18 protein-coding genes are annotated in these 16,260 nt (G+C 39.9%); 6 read left to right on the top strand and 12 right to left on the bottom strand.

What is annotated here, in order from left to right; all coding sequences use genetic code 11:
- Nucleotides 1-168: 168 nt before the first annotated feature.
- Nucleotides 169-573 carry a hypothetical protein gene (locus JQ841_RS07890; RefSeq protein ID WP_203180599.1) on the bottom strand — a complete coding sequence of 135 codons (405 nt, stop codon included), beginning with the start codon at nt 571-573 and terminating at the stop codon, nt 169-171.
- 200 nt (nt 574-773) lie between these two features.
- Here JQ841_RS07890 and coaA point away from each other — a divergent pair, with 200 nt between their 5' ends.
- The 3 genes from coaA to JQ841_RS07875 all read left to right on the top strand — a co-directional run bounded on the left by coaA (nt 774) and on the right by JQ841_RS07875 (nt 2,569).
- Entirely contained in the window at nt 774-1,694 is a 921-nt protein-coding gene (gene coaA / locus JQ841_RS07885; RefSeq protein WP_203180598.1) for a type I pantothenate kinase, read from the top strand.
- A gap of 67 nt (nt 1,695-1,761) precedes the next feature.
- Complete coding sequence (gene rpsT / locus JQ841_RS07880) at nt 1,762-1,998, top strand: 30S ribosomal protein S20 (protein ID WP_001274000.1); 237 nt, start codon at nt 1,762-1,764, stop codon at nt 1,996-1,998.
- 52 nt (nt 1,999-2,050) lie between these two features.
- Nucleotides 2,051-2,569, top strand: coding sequence for a DNA topology modulation protein (locus JQ841_RS07875; protein ID WP_203180597.1), 519 nt, complete (start codon nt 2,051-2,053; stop codon nt 2,567-2,569).
- 85 nt (nt 2,570-2,654) lie between these two features.
- Here the strand turns inward: JQ841_RS07875 and deoD are convergent, their stop codons facing one another.
- From deoD to rpiA, 6 genes are all read right to left on the bottom strand, one after another.
- Nucleotides 2,655-3,365, bottom strand: coding sequence for a purine-nucleoside phosphorylase (gene deoD / locus JQ841_RS07870; protein WP_203180596.1), 711 nt, complete (start codon nt 3,363-3,365; stop codon nt 2,655-2,657).
- A gap of 593 nt (nt 3,366-3,958) precedes the next feature.
- Nucleotides 3,959-5,230, bottom strand: a complete 1,272-nt coding sequence (locus tag JQ841_RS07865; RefSeq protein ID WP_203180595.1) for a chloride channel protein — start codon at nt 5,228-5,230, stop codon at nt 3,959-3,961.
- Nucleotides 5,231-5,232: 2 nt separating this feature from the next.
- Nucleotides 5,233-6,042 carry a purine-nucleoside phosphorylase gene (locus JQ841_RS07860; RefSeq protein ID WP_203180594.1) on the bottom strand — a complete coding sequence of 270 codons (810 nt, stop codon included), beginning with the start codon at nt 6,040-6,042 and terminating at the stop codon, nt 5,233-5,235.
- Nucleotides 6,039-6,599 (bottom strand): DUF1697 domain-containing protein, encoded by a 561-nt coding sequence (locus JQ841_RS07855; RefSeq protein ID WP_203180593.1) that lies wholly within the window; start codon nt 6,597-6,599, stop codon nt 6,039-6,041. The genes JQ841_RS07860 and JQ841_RS07855 overlap by 4 nt, the downstream gene beginning before the upstream one ends.
- A 1-nt stretch (nt 6,600) precedes the next feature.
- Nucleotides 6,601-7,812: a phosphopentomutase gene (locus JQ841_RS07850; RefSeq protein ID WP_203180592.1), complete on the bottom strand. Its 1,212-nt coding sequence runs from the start codon at nt 7,810-7,812 to the stop codon at nt 6,601-6,603.
- A gap of 23 nt (nt 7,813-7,835) precedes the next feature.
- Nucleotides 7,836-8,519 (bottom strand): ribose-5-phosphate isomerase RpiA, encoded by a 684-nt coding sequence (gene rpiA / locus JQ841_RS07845; protein ID WP_203180591.1) that lies wholly within the window; start codon nt 8,517-8,519, stop codon nt 7,836-7,838.
- Nucleotides 8,520-8,744: 225 nt separating this feature from the next.
- On the opposite strand from rpiA, the gene JQ841_RS07840 reads away from it, so the two are divergent.
- Nucleotides 8,745-8,930: a hypothetical protein gene (locus tag JQ841_RS07840; protein ID WP_001068558.1), complete on the top strand. Its 186-nt coding sequence runs from the start codon at nt 8,745-8,747 to the stop codon at nt 8,928-8,930.
- A 24-nt stretch (nt 8,931-8,954) separates the two neighbouring features.
- On the opposite strand, the gene JQ841_RS07835 is transcribed toward JQ841_RS07840, so the two are convergent.
- From JQ841_RS07835 to JQ841_RS07815, 5 genes are all read right to left on the bottom strand, one after another.
- A complete protein-coding gene (locus JQ841_RS07835; RefSeq protein WP_203180590.1) occupies nt 8,955-9,806 on the bottom strand; it encodes an NAD(P)H-hydrate dehydratase in 852 nt (283 codons plus the stop codon).
- A 13-nt stretch (nt 9,807-9,819) separates the two neighbouring features.
- Nucleotides 9,820-10,641, bottom strand: a complete 822-nt coding sequence (locus JQ841_RS07830; protein ID WP_000601057.1) for a hypothetical protein — start codon at nt 10,639-10,641, stop codon at nt 9,820-9,822.
- A gap of 137 nt (nt 10,642-10,778) precedes the next feature.
- Entirely contained in the window at nt 10,779-11,636 is an 858-nt protein-coding gene (locus tag JQ841_RS07825; RefSeq protein ID WP_203180589.1) for a bifunctional methylenetetrahydrofolate dehydrogenase/methenyltetrahydrofolate cyclohydrolase, read from the bottom strand.
- Between the two features lie 177 nt (nt 11,637-11,813).
- The gene (locus JQ841_RS07820) at nt 11,814-12,548 is read right to left on the bottom strand and encodes an amino acid ABC transporter ATP-binding protein (protein WP_203180588.1); all 735 of its coding nucleotides are present in this window, start codon (nt 12,546-12,548) and stop codon (nt 11,814-11,816) included.
- Nucleotides 12,548-13,231, bottom strand: coding sequence for an amino acid ABC transporter permease (locus JQ841_RS07815; RefSeq protein WP_001011642.1), 684 nt, complete (start codon nt 13,229-13,231; stop codon nt 12,548-12,550). The genes JQ841_RS07820 and JQ841_RS07815 overlap by 1 nt, the downstream gene beginning before the upstream one ends.
- Before the next feature lie 190 nt (nt 13,232-13,421).
- On the opposite strand from JQ841_RS07815, the gene JQ841_RS07810 reads away from it, so the two are divergent.
- Both JQ841_RS07810 and JQ841_RS07805 read left to right on the top strand, forming a co-directional pair.
- Nucleotides 13,422-13,652 carry a DUF1797 family protein gene (locus JQ841_RS07810; RefSeq protein ID WP_000443570.1) on the top strand — a complete coding sequence of 77 codons (231 nt, stop codon included), beginning with the start codon at nt 13,422-13,424 and terminating at the stop codon, nt 13,650-13,652.
- 230 nt (nt 13,653-13,882) lie between these two features.
- Nucleotides 13,883-16,141, top strand: a complete 2,259-nt coding sequence (locus JQ841_RS07805) for an ATP-dependent Clp protease ATP-binding subunit (protein WP_203180587.1) — start codon at nt 13,883-13,885, stop codon at nt 16,139-16,141.
- Nucleotides 16,142-16,260: the final 119 nt, after the last annotated feature.

The raw sequence follows: 16,260 nt of genomic DNA, 5'->3' as shown, positions 1-16,260 counted from the left end.
TACAAATTGATAATAAAACGAAAAAGACTGAAGAAAGCTAGTCAAGAAGACCTTTTCTTCAATCTCTTTCAACACTTATAGATGAATGATAAACCATTTAGAACCAGAAATATCATAATCAGGATATAACAAAAAGTTTATCATCTATAATCGGGCGTATTTTTATTACTATTGCTTAACCTTCAGATACTTAATTATCAACAAAATTCCCAACAAGATGTTTAGATAAAAGCCCAACTGATACGTTTTTGTCAGGAATTCCAAACTTGTCCAAAGTCGTATCAAATCTTCTAGAGACATACGGAAGAGATACCCTTCTGTAGCAATCCACAAAATCAAAAATAGATAACTTCCAGCAGCAAGCCTTTTCGCCCATCGTTTTTTTAGTAGCCAAGCAATCAAGAGCGAACAGATAAAGACAACTGTTACAATGACATGTTCCATCAAAAAAGTAAAACCGTAATAGGTTTCCACAAAACGTCTACCATTATCCGCATTCGCTCCTTTTAAAAAAGGTAGTGCAAAACTTAAAATAAAACAAAGTTCCAATATATAACGTTTTAAGATTTTCATAGTACACCTCCTATAAGTTGTGAACTAAAAAGCTCCCTTTATAAGCTTATAAATCAGTAGAAACCATCCCCTACTTCATCAATAAATTGTTCATCCTCTATCTACCTCTATTATACGATATTGGCTTACTATCATCAAGAAACCGCTTTATTTTTTTAGCTTTTTATGGTATGATAAACAAAATATCTAGGGGAAAACAAATGACCAACGAATTTTTACATTTTGAAAAAATCAGCCGCCAGACTTGGCAATCGTTACATCGAAAGACAACACCTCCTTTGACTGAAGAGGAATTAGAATCCATCAAGAGTTTTAATGACCAGATTAGTTTGCAGGATGTTACCGATGTCTATCTCCCCCTAGCCCATCTCATCCAGATTTACAAGCGTACCAAGGATGATTTGGCATTTTCAAAAGGGATTTTCCTTCAACGCGAAAGCAAATCCCAGCCTTTTATCATTGGAGTTTCTGGTAGCGTTGCCGTTGGAAAATCAACAACCAGTCGCCTACTTCAAATCCTACTGTCCCGTACACTTACAGATGCTACAGTTGAATTGGTAACAACTGACGGCTTTCTCTATCCCAACCAGACCTTGATTGAACAAGGGATTTTAAATCGCAAGGGATTTCCTGAAAGCTATGATATGGAAGCTCTTCTCAACTTCTTGGATCACATCAAAAATGGACAAGATGTAGATATTCCTGTCTATTCTCATGAAGTCTACGACATCGTTCCTGAGGAAAAACAAAGTGTCAAAGCTGCTGATTTTGTGATTGTCGAGGGGATTAATGTCTTTCAAAACCCACAAAACGAGCGTCTCTATATCACTGACTTCTTTGACTTTTCCATCTATGTTGATGCTGCAGTGGATGACATTGAGAGTTGGTATCTCGACCGTTTCTTGAAAATGCTGAGCCTAGCCCAAAACGACCCTGATAGCTACTATTATCGTTTTACTCAAATGCCGATTGGGGAAGTGGAGGCCTTTGCTCATCAGGTCTGGACTAGTATCAATCTCACAAATCTACAAAATTATATTGAACCAACTAGAAATCGTGCAGAAGTAATTCTTCATAAAACAAAGAACCATGAAATCGATGAAATTTACTTAAAAAAATAATTTTCCCTTGTCAAAACGTAAGTTTTCAGATATAATGGTATAGTTAGTAAATATGGAGGTAAGAACATTGGCAAACATTAAATCAGCTATCAAACGCGCTGAATTGAACGTTAAACAAAACGAAAAGAACTCAGCTCAAAAATCAGCTATGCGTACTGCTATCAAAGCTTTCGAAGCAAACCCATCTGAAGAACTTTTCCGTGCTGCTAGCTCAGCTATCGACAAAGCAGAAACTAAAGGTTTGATTCACAAAAACAAAGCAAGCCGCGACAAAGCTCGTCTTTCAGCTAAACTTGCTAAATAAGAAACAGTCCATAGAGGCTGTTTTTTTGTCCTCAAATAGGAAAAGGTAGAAAATGAAAATCGCGATTATTGGATATTCTGGTGCTGGTAAGTCAACTCTAGCAGAAAAGTTGTCTCACTACTACTCCATCCCAAAACTGCATATGGACACACTACAATTTCAACCTGGTTGGCAAGACAGTGACCGTGAATGGATGTTGACCGAGATGAAAAACTTTCTCACCAAGCATGAAGCTTGGGTCATCGATGGGAATTATTCTTGGTGCTATTACGAAGAGAGAATGCAGGAAGCTGACCAGATCATCTTTTTAAACTTCTCTGCTTGGAATTGTTTGCTAAGAGCCTTTAAGCGCTATTTAAAATACAGAGGAAAAGTGAGAGAAAGTATGGCTAAGGGATGCCCCGAGCAATTCAACTGGGAATTTATTCGTTGGATTCTCTGGGATGGACGAACAAAAAATGCTAAGGAAAGATACCAACACTTAAGCAATACTTACCCAGAAAAGTTGCGTATTCTTTATTCTCAAGCAGAGATTGATTGTTTCTTGCAATCTCTTAAAAATAGACTATAGAGTAACGTTTCATTAAGGTCAGCATGGGCTGAATGACTAAAAAAGGAAGATTTTCATCCAGAAAATCTTCCTTTTGTGTTTTCTTTTATTCTGCAATCAAGGTTTCTAATCCAACCTTCATCATATCGGTGAAGGTATTTTGGCGTTCTTCTGCAGTTGTATCTTCATCAGGATTGACCAGACTATCAGAGATAGTCATAATAGCTAGCGCATCAACATGGTATTGAGCAGCAAGATAGTAAAGAGCTGCTGCTTCCATTTCCACAGCCTTGACTCCCCATTTACCAAGCTCGATGTTCTTTTCAAAGTAGTTTGAATAAAAGACATCAGATGACAAAACGTTCCCAACGTGGGTGGTCATACCAAGTTCTTTGGCAATATGATAGGACTTATCTAGCAAATCAAAGCTAGCAATTTGTGGAAAATCGTACTGCGGCCAGTCATTACGGATGATGTTAGAGTTGGTTGCGGCTGCCTGCGCCAAAACCAATTCACGGACGTGAACATCCTCGTTTAACGAACCAGCGGTTCCCACACGAATCAACTTCTTCACACCGTAGTCAACAATCAACTCACGCGCGTAGATCGAAATAGATGGCATCCCCATCCCAGTTCCCATGACAGATACACGGTGACCCTTGTAAGTACCAGTGTAACCAAACATGTTACGCACTTCGTTAAAACAAACAGCATCTTCAAGGAAATTCTCCGCAATAAACTTAGCACGAAGAGGATCCCCAGGAAGAAGAATTTTGTCAGCAATTTCACCCTGCTGAGCAGCAATATGGATAGACATAATTTATGATACAAAGAGCGACAAGAAAACGACTGAAAATTAGGAATCTGACGAGAAATCCTGATTTCTCAGTCAGATTATCTATTTTCCGAGTTTTCCGCTCGTGTTCAAATTAGAACACTTCACTCTACCTTTCTTTTTTATATTTTATACTGAGAAAGATACCAAACCCGTCAAAAAGCGAAGGAAAAATAGGAGTTGGGCGCAGTGAGCGATGCTCGCTAGACCAACTATCTTTTTCCTACTGCTTTTAGGGTGGGGTCAATTCCTTTCTTTTTAAATTTTGATTATATAGAAGAGAATAGCCCGTATTCAGTTCAACAAATACGGTTTACCCATCCTTTCTTTTATTGTTATGAAAAGTTTTCCGCTCGTGTTCAAATTAGAACACACGCTCTACCTTTCTTTTTTATATATTTCTATTATATACTTTTATTTTTATATTTTATAGCTAGGAAAAATCGGATTCAATCAAGACTCCAATAAGCCTACTTCATTTTTATTTAAAACAATTATTAATAAATTGAGACTATTTTTTAATCTTTTAAATCAAATCATTGACTAGAAGAAATGGGTATTTCCTACCTAATTACTTAATTCTTTGACTTCTGACACAGTATGCTAGCCCAAGGAAAGCGGTCTAACATTTTTGCAAAGTCATAAGCTAGGAAAGCCGTTATTAAGAGATACGGAAGAGAATCTAAACCTACCCCAGTGAAGCCTATTACTAATCCAGTTGCAGAAATGGGCGCTCTCAAGGTTACAGATAAAAAGCAAACAGATCCCAAAAGCAACATGGTTAACTTACTATCTCCACCTAGAATTATGCCAAGGAGGGCAGCTCCAGCTATCCCCAAAGCAAAAGATGGCGTAAGTGTACCACCATAGGCCCCTGCCCACAGAGTAATAAGAACGACCAGTGCTTTTAGGATAAACAAGAGGAGTACTGTTTTTCCATTGCTACCATTTAATACTTCCTGAGCCATCATCCGTCCATTTCCAAGTAGATGTGGAAAATAACTTGCCAATCCAACAAGAAAAAGAAAAGCTGAGGGCAATGTGAGAAGTATGCGTTTATCTTTTATCCTTTTTGAAGACGCTTCTTTACTTAAGCGACCAAAAAGCCAAGCTAGTGGGGTTAAGAAAAGAAGTAATAAGGGAATAATCCATATTTCCTTTAATGACCATGTGATGGCTGGAATCTGGTAGAGAGCCTGATCTGAAATAACCAAGCCTGCTGTATAGGTTGAAACATAGGTAGTCAAACCGACTAAGACAAATCGTTTAATAGATAGAGCAATTCCTAGGGTTTCAAAAACAAAGAAGACACTTGTTAATGGAACCTGATAAACAGCCGCTAAACCAGCACCAGCACCACAAGCAAGGAGAAAAATACGATCCTTCATAGACAGTATACATATATTTCCAATTGGTCCTGCAAACAGAGTCCCAATCTCTCGTGGTGCAGCTTCTTTACCAATGGGTGCTCCCCCTCCAACTGCAATGATCTGCCAAATTGAATGAAATAGCTGTTTTAGAAAATGAAGCTTGTATTGTGAAGTCTCATCCTTCATCTGAGCTTTGATAGAATAAATCTTCGACCCTTTTTGCAAGAAATACCAGACCAAGGATGAGCCAAGACCCACGATTATTAAACTTAGTCCTATCCGTGAGGAGGAAACTCCATCTGTCAAAAATCCACTATGATGCTCTGACTGACCAAAAGCTAGTTCCTCCACCATCTCTAAAAGATAATGGAGAAAAATACCAGATAAACCAGAAACTATTCCTTGTAGAATTACTGCTAGGAATAATCTAAAATTATAAGGGATTCTTCGAAAAATACTCCTCAATTCTATTAACATGATTACAATTCTGCAAGAATCGCTTTAAGCAAGCCCTTGAAATCACCTTTAACACGTTCTGTTACTTCTACAACTTCTTCGTGGTTGAGTTCTTCTTGGAAACCAGCTGCAAAGTTAGTGATACATGAAATTCCCAGAACTTTCAAGCCTGAGTGGGCTGCCACGATAACTTCAGGAACAGTAGACATACCAACCGCATCTGCTCCAAGCGTCTTATAAGCACGGATTTCTGCTGGTGTTTCATAAGTTGGACCAGTAACACCGATATAGACACCTTCATCAAGCTTGATATCAAGTTTTTTAGCCACTTCATGGGCAGTAGCACGGTATTCTGGTGTGTAGGCCTTAGACATATCTGGGAAACGAGGACCAAAGTCATCCAAATTTTCACCCATCAATGGGTTTTGACCTGTCATGTTGATATGGTCTGAGATAGCCATCAAAGTACCAGGCCCATAGCCAATACCACCAGCAGCATTGGTTACAATAACACCTTCACATCCAAGAACTTTCATGACACGAACTGGGAAAGTCACGACTTCAAGAGGATTTCCTTCATAGAAATGGAAACGACCTTGAAGAGCCAAGACTTTTCGACCTGCAAGTTCTCCATATACCAATTTACCAGCGTGACCAACTACTGTAGAGCGGCCCCAGTTTGGAATCTCAGCATAGTCTACTACAACTGGATTTTCGATTTCTTCTGCCAATTCTCCAAGTCCTGATCCAAGGATTAGACCGAACTCAGGTGCTTGGATTCCCTTGTCTTTCAGGAAGGCAGCTGTTTCATTGATTTTATCTAAAAATGTCATTGTGTGTCTCCTTTATTATTTTTTAGCATTTGACCGATTTTGTCAAAGGTTTTGGCATTGCGAATGGTGATTTGGCGGTAGAAAGGCATCTTGAGCAAGTACTTATGATAGGCAGTTGCATAGTAGGATTCCTCAGAGAATTTTCCCCAGAAAATCCCAAGTTTTCCAAAATGAACGACTTCATCTTCCAGTTCCAAACTGTTCACTTTCTCGATCACTTGATCCACATCCAAGCTCTCCGTGTAAAAGAGAACGTCTTTTCGTGCCAAATCTTTGGTCCACCAATCTGGCAGATTCTTCAGCTCTGCTTCATAGTCTTCCTGACTTAGCAAGGAAAAGCTCTGAATAAATGGATAATGGACTTCAAAGAATGCCTCTAACTTTTCAACCAATCGTTCTTTGGGGGCTGTCGAAGTAAAGAAAATATTGCCACTGTTGATGTAGGTCTCAACCTTTTCCAGTCCCAACTCTGTCAGTTCTTGACGAAGTTGCGCCATGACAACCTTATTTTTCCCACCTACATTAATGCCCCGAACAAGTAAAGCATAGCGCGTCATCTTATACCAATTTATCTAAGAAACTTTCACCAATCATGGCAGTTTCAACACCAAAGTTATCCGCAACTGTCGCTGAGATATCTGCAAAATGTCCGACTGGTAGCAAACCGTTCCCTTTAAAGGCAGGGCTGTAGGCCAACAATGGAATATATTCACGAGTGTGGTCTGTTCCTGCGTAAGTTGGATCGTTCCCGTGATCCGCAGTAATCAAGAGAAGGTCATTCTCTCTCATGGCTGCGATAATTTCAGGCAAGCGTTCATCAAACTCATGCAAACAATCACGGTAACCATGAGCATTGCGACGGTGGCCGTAAAGGGCATCAAAGTCAACTAAGTTTGTGAAGGAGAATCCTTTTTCAAATTCAGCAAGTCCCATGGTCTTCAATAATGTATCAATTCCGTGGCTGTTTGACTTGTTGTGGCCCATGTCATGGTTGATACCAGCACCGTTAAAGATATCATTGATTTTACCAACAGCGTAAGTATCGATACCAGCTTCATTCAATTTATCCAAAACAGTCGGTGCAAATGGGGATACGGCCAAGTCACGACGGTTTGCTGTACGAGTGAAGTTTCCAGGCTCACCAACATAAGGACGGGCAATGATACGACCTAGAAGGGCAGGACGCTCAAGTGTAATTGAACGAGCGTATTCACAGATACGGTACAATTCATCTAAAGGAATAATGTCTTCGTGGGCAGCAATTTGCAAAACCGGGTCAGCTGAAGTATAGATAATCAACTCTCCAGTTTCCATCTGACGTGGTCCAAAATCATCGATAACGGCTGTTCCTGAGTAAGGTTTGTTAGCTTCACGAATAACCTTGCGTCCTGAAAATTCTTCGATTTTTGTCAAGATTTCTTCTGGGAATCCGTTCCAAAAAGTATCGAAAGGCTCAGTAATATTGAGTCCCATGATTTCCCAGTGTCCAGTCATAGTATCCTTACCAAGAGATACTTCTTCTAATTTTGTTGCATATCCTGTTGGATTGCTTTCAGCTGGAACAGTCTTAAGAGGAGTTTCTCGAGGAATATTTCCAAGACCAATTTTAGCCATGTTTGGGACATTCAAACCAACTGCTTTTGAAATGTGTCCTAATGTGTCAGAAGCTCCATCTGGAACTCCTGCATTGACAAAGTTATTAGCATCTGGTGCAGCACCGATTCCTACAGAATCTAATACCACCAAGTGAATACGATTAAATTTTGACATAGTGTATCTCCTTATTATTTTAGTTATCTTGCTTTTGTTGAAGTTAAAATCTGAACCCCGTCTCGTCCAGCAACGATGACCTTATCCACCATTTGGTTAAATAAGCCGTGCTCTACAACACCAACGATATGGTCCAATTCTTGGCCAAAGGTAATTGGATCTTCAATGACATCCAAGGCAAGGTCAATGATAAAATTCTGCATATCGGTCACAAAACGGTGGCCGTCTTTTTCACGGAAACTTGGTTTGTAGCCAGCTCGCTCAAAACGCCGAAAGACCTGTTCTGCGCCATACTGAACCACTTCTACAGGCAATTTAAAAGCACCTAGTTTGTCGACCAGCTTGCTTTCATCCACCACCCAAATGTATTCTTTTGAGGGCGTTGCGACAACCTTCTCCATCAGAAGGGCACCACCACCGCCTTTGATTCCGTTAAACTGATTATCCACTTCATCCGCTCCATCAACCGTCACATCGACAACATCTACTTGGTCAATAGACTTGAGCGGGATATTAAGCCCTTCAGCCTGTTTACTAGTCACACTAGAAGTCGTTACAGCTGTAATCTGCAATCCTTCTTCCTTGATACGACGACCGATTTCTTCGACAAAATAATAGGCAGTAGACCCCGTTCCAAGTCCGACTACCATGCCATCCTTGACAAACTCAGCAGCCTTGATACCTGCCATTTTCTTCAGATTTTCCACTCAAACACCTCCATCAAAGAGCTATTTCTATTATAACATGTATCCGTTTTTATTTCATGGATACACTGGAAAAACCCGAACATTTTTATGTCCACCTTGTTTTGGTAGTTATAATCTTAGTTATGAGAACTTGTAGATAAAAACAGGTCCTAGCCAAAAGCAACAACAGTTGATTTTTTATCATAAAGATGATTAAATAGTTAAGTACAGAAAAGGAGAAATAAGATGAACCCATTAGATTTGTTTAACCAAGTAAAAGAATTAATCGAAACAAAAGATTTCGAAGCTGCAAAAACATTTGTTGCAGAAAATCAAGAACAGCTTGGAGAATACTTCTCCCAAGCTCAACAGTTGATTTCTGGTTCTGAAGGTCTAGATGGCCTCGTTGGAAAGATTAAAGGATTTTTCTAAAAGATATAAAGGCGCCTGAAACGATCAGGTGCCTTTTTGAGATATTTTTTTCATTATTTTGGGAAGATAAGAGCTAATTTCCGTCGGCAAGACCACATAATGTTCTTGAGATAGTTCTTGGGCTATGGCTGAATGAAGATGGGTTGCTACTGCCACACGTTCGTAGACACTGGCCTGTCGAAATTGGCCTACAAATCCTGCAATCATTCCAGCTAGTGTATCTCCCATACCACCAGTCGCCTGATAGGGACCGCCAACTTGTAACTGGTAATAATCAGATTGACCAACTTTCCAAATACGTGTAGCTGAACCTTTCTCCACCAAAATTGTTCCTTGAGGGAAAGAAGTCAGGGCACTAGCCGTTGTATCTTCCTTTTGCTTTTCAATAGCAATACCAGACAGCTTTTCCCATTCTTTTTGGTGGGGAGTTAGGATAAGCTGGTTAGATGGAAACGACAAACTTGTTCTAGCAAGAATGGTTAATGCCCCTCCATCTACAATCAAAATCTGATTCTTTTTTAAGCTAGCAAAGGCCTGTTGTACTAGATTTTCTCCATAAGTATCGTCTCGTAAACCAGGCCCCAGCAAGACAACTTCTGCCTTCTCCAATTGCTCTTTTAACAATTGCTGGTCTTGAAGAGAAAAGGCCATAGCCTCAGGTAAATGACTGTGCAAAGCTGGGATATTTTCTCTATCTGTTCCAACGGTCACCAAACCAGCTCCACTTTTAACAGCTGCCAGAGCAGCCATGATGATAGCTCCACCATAAGGATACGTCCCACCAAGCAACAGCAGACGGCCATAGTCTCCTTTATGACTGGTACGAGATCGTTCAATAATGACTCTTTCTAATAATGCTTGATCAATCACTTTCATCTTTTTTCCTCAACTATCCTTTATCTGATTGTTTTAAAACAACTTGATAGACTTTCTTAGTCCACTCTTCTAAGTCTTCTCCAGCATAGTCAAGATAATGCACCCTATCTTGTATTTTAGTTGGAATAATATTTTCAAATTGGCTCTTATTATGAGTTGGAATAATACAAATATACAACTCACTAAATAAATTCAACATGTCCTTAATTTTTGCAACATGGTAGCCATCAAAAATATAACCAGTAACTTTAATCAAATCTGTATAGATAAAATGAAAACTCACTCCAGGAATAAACTTGTCTTGTAATTCTTTCTCTGAAGGAGCTCGACCTAATAAACGCTCCATCGCTAATCGATAACCAGAACTTGTATTTGACCATCCTAACATGACATAGTCAAAATAATCTATCGGATCCGATGCAGCATTTCTACTATCCAAAACCAACTCCTCAGCATCTCGCCCAAAAGCTTTCACAGCAGATAAGAGCTGACCTGTTTTAAAGATAGAAATCGCTGCATCTATAGTCGTAGTATGACTACAGTAGTCTGAAGTCACTAACCTCTTATGTAGATCATAAGTCGAGGCTACTCTTTTATCTGTAGGGGTAAATGGTGGCAGAAAGGGATGCTGACAGATGTAATCTAAAATTTCTTTTTTTAAACAAGAATCAGCACACTCAATACTTGTTTGACGTTTATGAAGTTTTTCGTAAGCTATAAATTTAGCAATTTTTTCTAATTCCCACTCTTGAATATTTGGATAATCAATTAGTGCTAAGTAGTATATTCCATCCCATTGTAAACTATATTCCCCATTATAAATTTTTAAAATCATTTAATTACCTCACTCCATTATACAACAAAAAGGAGGCGCATACCTCCTTTTATAAACTTATTCCTAAAATTTAATATTCATTTCTGCCATTTTAGATATAGCTATAGAAAATACACTTTCCTCAGAAAATTTTTCTCTTATTTTCTATCCAATGTCCGGAGTGCTGCTTGATAAGTTTGCTCCATCAGCATAGTAATGGTCATAGGACCTACACCTCCAGGAACTGGCGTAATATGGCTAGTAAGTGGAGCAACTGCCTCATAATCCACATCCCCACAGAGCTTACCATTTTCATCACTATTCATCCCAACGTCAATGACTACCGCACCTGGTTTGACAAAGTCAGCAGTCACAAACTTGGCACGACCGATTGCAACAACCAGAATATCTGCTTTAGCAGCCACCTTGGCAAGATTATGAGTCCGTGAGTGGGTCAAAGTCACTGTAGCATTCTTTGCCAAAAGAAGCTGGGCCATAGGTTTTCCAACGATATTGGAACGACCGATGACGACCGCATTTTTACCTTCTAAATCAATTCCATATTCATGAAACATTTCCATAATTCCTGCAGGTGTTGATGGAATCATGACTGGATGACCAGACCAAAGACGCCCCATGTTTAGGGGATGGAAACCATCCACATCCTTTTCTGGGTCAATGGCTAATAAAACCGCCTCTTCATCGATATGTTTTGGTAATGGCAACTGAACCAAAATCCCATGCCAAGCTGAATCTTGATTGTATTTGGCAATCAAGTCTAACAATTCCTCTTGAGTAATGGTATCTGGAACTCGCACAACTTCACTACGGAAACCAGCCGCAAGGGCAGAACGTTCCTTGTTGCGAACGTAGACTTGGCTGGCTGGATTGTCTCCCACCAAAATCACTACCAAACCAGGTACTAGACCTGTTTCTTCCTTTAATTTTGCAGTCTTTTCAGCCAGCTGTCCTTGTAATTTAGCTGCTAGAGCCTTCCCATCAATAATCTGTGTCATATCACTTCTCTTTTCTTTCAAATATCTTCCATTATATCAAAAACTGCTATTCCCCTCTAACACTTCTTTCCTAGGCTATCCTATAGTTTCAAACTATAAGAAAAAGCTCTAGTCGAGCTTTTCATTAATCTATACTTTATATGTAAAGTTGGCTACAAATAGCTAAACAAAGCTAACTTATAAAACCTTACTCAAGAAGTCTTTAGTCCGTTGTTCTTGGGTTTGTTCAAAAATCTGTTCAGGTGTTCCATCTTCAACAACCACGCCGTCTGCCATAAAGATGACACGATCTGCCACCTCACGAGCAAATCCCATTTCATGTGTTACGATAACCATGGTCATTCCTGACTTGGCTAAGTCTTGCATAACAGCCAACACCTCACCTACCATTTCAGGGTCCAGGGCTGAAGTTGGCTCGTCAAAGAGCAAGACATCAGGTTCCATAGCCAAACCACGCGCGATGGCAATCCGCTGTTGCTGACCACCTGACAAACTCTGTGGATAAGCAGTTGTCTTATCTGGTAAACCAACTTTTTCCAAAAGTTCCTGAGCTCTCTTCTCTGCAACTTCCTTACTTTCACCTTTGGTCTTGATAGGAGACAAGGTGATATTTTCCATCACAGTCATATTAGGAAAGAGATTAAATTGTTGGAAAACCATGCCCATCTTCTCACGCATGGCAAAGAGGTCATTCTTCTTGTCCGTAATATCGACTCCCTCAAAGATAACCTTCCCCTTGGTCGCTTCTTCCAACAAATTCATAGAGCGAAGCAAGGTAGATTTCCCGCTCCCTGAAGGACCGATGATAACGACAACTTCTCCTCTTTTAATCTCGAGGTTGATGCCCTTCAATACTTCATTCTTTCCAAAGGATTTATGTAAATTTTCAATTTTTATCAAGGTTTCTGTCATTATTTCTTATCTCCTTGTCCCATACGTTTTTCAAAAGCTTTCAAGGCCACTGTCAAAATAGAGGTCATAATCAAGTAATAAAAGGCTGCAAATAAAAGTGGTGTTAAAGGTAGATAGGTTGTTGTAGAAACTGTTGTAGCTCCATTCCACAACTCCATAACACCGATAGCTGATAAGAGGGAACTATCCTTGATAATAGTGATAAATTCGTTCCCCAATGCTGGCAAAATATTTTTGATAGCTTGTGGCAAAATCACATAGCGCATCGCATTTTTAGGACGAATCCCTAAAGAATAGGCCGCCTCTAACTGCCCCTTAGGAACCGCATTAATCCCAGCCCGAACAGTCTCAGAAACATAAGCACCACTGTTCATAGAAATAATCAAAATCCCTGGAATCAGACGAGAAAGGTCAACACCTAAAATCCCAACCTGAATAGTCGGAGCATTGATATGCATAAGAGCAAAGGCAATCATAATCTGAACCATCATTGGCGTCCCGCGGAAAATCCAAACGTACAAGTTGGCTAGCCAAACAAGCGGTTTAAACTTTGAACGTTGCCCAAAAGCCAAGACAACACCCAAAATAGTTCCCAAAAAGACAACACAGATAGAAATGAGAACCGTCACAACAGCCCCATAGTTAAAATAAGGTAAATACTTAGGTAAAAAAGAAAAATTCATAGTCACACTGCTTTCTAAAATAGAATACTGTATGATTATAACATCAATTGAATTAAAATTCAAATCTTTTGTCTAATTTATTCAAAAAAACTTTAAGCTAGTAGAATTAGCGAGAAATCTTAGTTTTTTCTAGGCAAGTTGGCCTCCTTTATGGTAAAATAGTAACGATAAGAAATGAAGGAGAATCAAAATGGAATCACATTTGGTTAGAATCATCAACCGCCTTGAAGCAATGGCAAAAGACGGCGGAAATTTAAAACGTAATTTTGAACGCGAAGGAGTTGTTGTTGCAGAAGTTGCATACAGTCACGACGAAGAAAACGGCTCAATCTTTACCCTTCGTGATGTCGAAGCTCGCGAAACTTATACGTTTGATAGCATTGACTTGATTGCAATGGAAATTTACGAACTTCTTTACTAATACAAAACAAGCTGGGATTACACCCTGCATGTCTAACCAAAATCCTTTTTGTCTCACAAATAGGATTTTTTTATAGTCCAAATCCACAAAGTTCTTCATTGTAACAACTTCTCAAAGCTGCAATCTTTTTACTTGCTTTACACCCCAATCCTGTTATAATGAGAGTATAGAAATTTGACTATTTTTGACCATTAAACAGGTCAGGCTAAATAAAGAAATGAGGTAGATGTATGCTTTGTCAAAACTGTAAAATCAACGACTCAACAATTCATCTTTATACCAATCTCAATGGAAAACAAAAACAAATTGACCTCTGTCAAAACTGCTATAAGATTATCAAAACAGATCCTAACAATAGCCTCTTTAAAGGTATGACAGATCTGAACAATCGTGACTTTGATCCTTTTGGTGATTTCTTCAATGACTTAAACAATTTTAGACCTTCTAACAACACTCCTCCTACTCCCCCAACCCAATCAGGTGGAGGTTACGGTGGAAATGGCGGTTATGGTTCTCAAAATCGTGGACCTGCCCAAACTCCGCCGCCTAGCCAAGAAAAAGGCCTGCTGGAAGAATTTGGTATCAACGTAACTGAAATTGCCCGTCGTGGAGATATTGACCCTGTTATTGGACGCGACGATGAGATTATCCGTGTCATCGAAATTCTCAATCGTAGAACCAAGAATAATCCTGTCCTTATCGGTGAACCAGGTGTCGGAAAAACTGCTGTTGTAGAAGGCCTAGCTCAGAAAATAGTCGATGGCGATGTCCCACATAAACTCCAAGGTAAACAAGTCATCCGCCTAGATGTGGTTAGCCTGGTTCAAGGAACAGGTATCCGTGGACAATTTGAAGAACGCATGCAAAAACTCATGGAAGAAATTCGCAAACGTGAGGACATCATCCTCTTTATCGATGAAATCCATGAAATTGTTGGTGCAGGTTCTGCAGGCGATGGCAATATGGATGCTGGAAATATCCTCAAGCCAGCTCTTGCTCGTGGAGAACTGCAATTGGTTGGTGCCACTACCCTCAATGAATATCGTATCATTGAAAAAGATGCTGCCCTAGAGCGTCGTATGCAACCTGTTAAGGTGGATGAACCAACAGTAGAGGAAACAATCACTATCCTCAAAGGCATTCAAAAGAAATACGAAGACTACCACCACGTTCAGTATACCGATGCTGCAATTGAAGCAGCTGCAACTCTTTCCAACCGCTACATCCAAGATCGCTTCTTACCTGACAAGGCCATTGACCTCCTAGATGAAGCGGGTTCTAAGATGAACTTGACCTTAAACTTTGTGGATCCTAAAGTCATCGATCAGCGCTTGATTGAGGCTGAAAATCTTAAATCTCAAGCTACACGGGAGGAAGATTTTGAGAAGGCGGCCTACTTCCGCGACCAGATTACCAAGTATAAGGAAATGCAAAAGAAAAAGGTCACGGATCAGGATACTCCTATCATCAGCGAGAAAACCATTGAGCATATTATCGAGCAGAAAACCAATATCCCTGTTGGTGATTTAAAAGAGAAAGAACAATCGCAACTCATCCATCTAGCCGAAGATCTTAAGTCTCATGTTATTGGCCAAGATGATGCTGTCGATAAGATTGCCAAGGCTATTCGCCGTAATCGTGTCGGTCTCGGGACGCCTAACCGTCCAATTGGAAGCTTCCTCTTTGTCGGACCAACTGGGGTCGGTAAGACAGAACTTTCTAAACAACTAGCTATCGAACTCTTTGGTTCTGTTGACAGCATGATTCGCTTTGATATGAGCGAATACATGGAAAAACACAGTGTAGCTAAGTTGGTCGGTGCCCCTCCAGGTTATGTCGGCTATGACGAGGCTGGGCAACTGACTGAAAAAGTTCGTCGCAATCCATATTCTCTTATTCTCTTGGATGAAGTAGAGAAAGCCCATCCAGATGTTATGCACATGTTCCTCCAGGTCTTGGACGATGGTCGTTTGACCGATGGGCAAGGACGCACCGTTAGCTTCAAGGACACCATCATCATTATGACTTCAAATGCTGGGACTGGAAAAGCCGAAGCCAGCGTTGGTTTTGGAGCTGCTAGAGAAGGAAGGACCAATTCTGTTCTTGGTGAACTCGGTAACTTCTTTAGTCCAGAGTTTATGAACCGTTTTGATGGTATTATCGAATTTAAGGCTCTCAGCAAGGATAATCTCCTTCAGATTGTCGAGCTCATGCTGGCAGATGTTAACAAACGCCTCTCTAGCAACAACATTCATTTAGATGTAACGGACAAGGTCAAGGAAAAATTAGTTGACCTCGGTTATGATCCAAAAATGGGAGCACGCCCACTTCGTCGTACTATTCAAGACTATATTGAGGACGCAATCACTGACTACTACCTTGAAAATCCAAGCGAAAAAGACCTCAAGGCAGTTATGACCAGTAAGGGCAAGATTCAAATCAAGTCTGCCAAAAAAGCTGAAGTTAAAACTTCTGAAAAAGAAGTATAAATCCTATAGAAAAGGAGTAGAAAATAAAAATTTTCTGCTCCTTTTTACTAAAATAACTATAAGTTCTTGACAGCTCGGCCTTTGTCCATTAAGATAATAATAAAGATAATAGATAATGA

Source organism: Streptococcus mitis, assembly GCF_905187535.1.
In the GTDB taxonomy this organism is placed as follows: Bacteria; Bacillota; Bacilli; order Lactobacillales; family Streptococcaceae; genus Streptococcus; species Streptococcus mitis_BS.
The sequence above is the reverse complement of the archived record's forward strand: the minus strand, read 5'-3'. Positions and strand labels throughout refer to the sequence as shown.

Coding starts and splice junctions, on each gene's coding strand:
- JQ841_RS07855 (WP_203180593.1), bottom strand. CDS start 6,599: ATGACGCGCTATGCTTTACTTGTTCGGGGCATTAATGTAGGTGGGAAA.
- deoD (WP_203180596.1), bottom strand. CDS start 3,365: ATGTCTATCCATATTGCTGCTCAGCAGGGTGAAATTGCTGACAAAATT.
- JQ841_RS07815 (WP_001011642.1), bottom strand. CDS start 13,231: ATGAATTTTTCTTTTTTACCTAAGTATTTACCTTATTTTAACTATGGG.
- JQ841_RS07825 (WP_203180589.1), bottom strand. CDS start 11,636: ATGACACAGATTATTGATGGGAAGGCTCTAGCAGCTAAATTACAAGGA.
- JQ841_RS07860 (WP_203180594.1), bottom strand. CDS start 6,042: ATGACATTTTTAGATAAAATCAATGAAACAGCTGCCTTCCTGAAAGAC.
- JQ841_RS07835 (WP_203180590.1), bottom strand. CDS start 9,806: ATGAAAGTGATTGATCAAGCATTATTAGAAAGAGTCATTATTGAACGA.
- JQ841_RS07840 (WP_001068558.1), top strand. CDS start 8,745: ATGAACCCATTAGATTTGTTTAACCAAGTAAAAGAATTAATCGAAACA.
- JQ841_RS07865 (WP_203180595.1), bottom strand. CDS start 5,230: ATGTTAATAGAATTGAGGAGTATTTTTCGAAGAATCCCTTATAATTTT.
- coaA (WP_203180598.1), top strand. CDS start 774: ATGACCAACGAATTTTTACATTTTGAAAAAATCAGCCGCCAGACTTGG.
- JQ841_RS07805 (WP_203180587.1), top strand. CDS start 13,883: ATGCTTTGTCAAAACTGTAAAATCAACGACTCAACAATTCATCTTTAT.
- JQ841_RS07890 (WP_203180599.1), bottom strand. CDS start 573: ATGAAAATCTTAAAACGTTATATATTGGAACTTTGTTTTATTTTAAGT.
- JQ841_RS07810 (WP_000443570.1), top strand. CDS start 13,422: ATGGAATCACATTTGGTTAGAATCATCAACCGCCTTGAAGCAATGGCA.
- JQ841_RS07820 (WP_203180588.1), bottom strand. CDS start 12,548: ATGACAGAAACCTTGATAAAAATTGAAAATTTACATAAATCCTTTGGA.
- JQ841_RS07830 (WP_000601057.1), bottom strand. CDS start 10,641: ATGATTTTAAAAATTTATAATGGGGAATATAGTTTACAATGGGATGGA.
- JQ841_RS07875 (WP_203180597.1), top strand. CDS start 2,051: ATGAAAATCGCGATTATTGGATATTCTGGTGCTGGTAAGTCAACTCTA.
- JQ841_RS07850 (WP_203180592.1), bottom strand. CDS start 7,812: ATGTCAAAATTTAATCGTATTCACTTGGTGGTATTAGATTCTGTAGGA.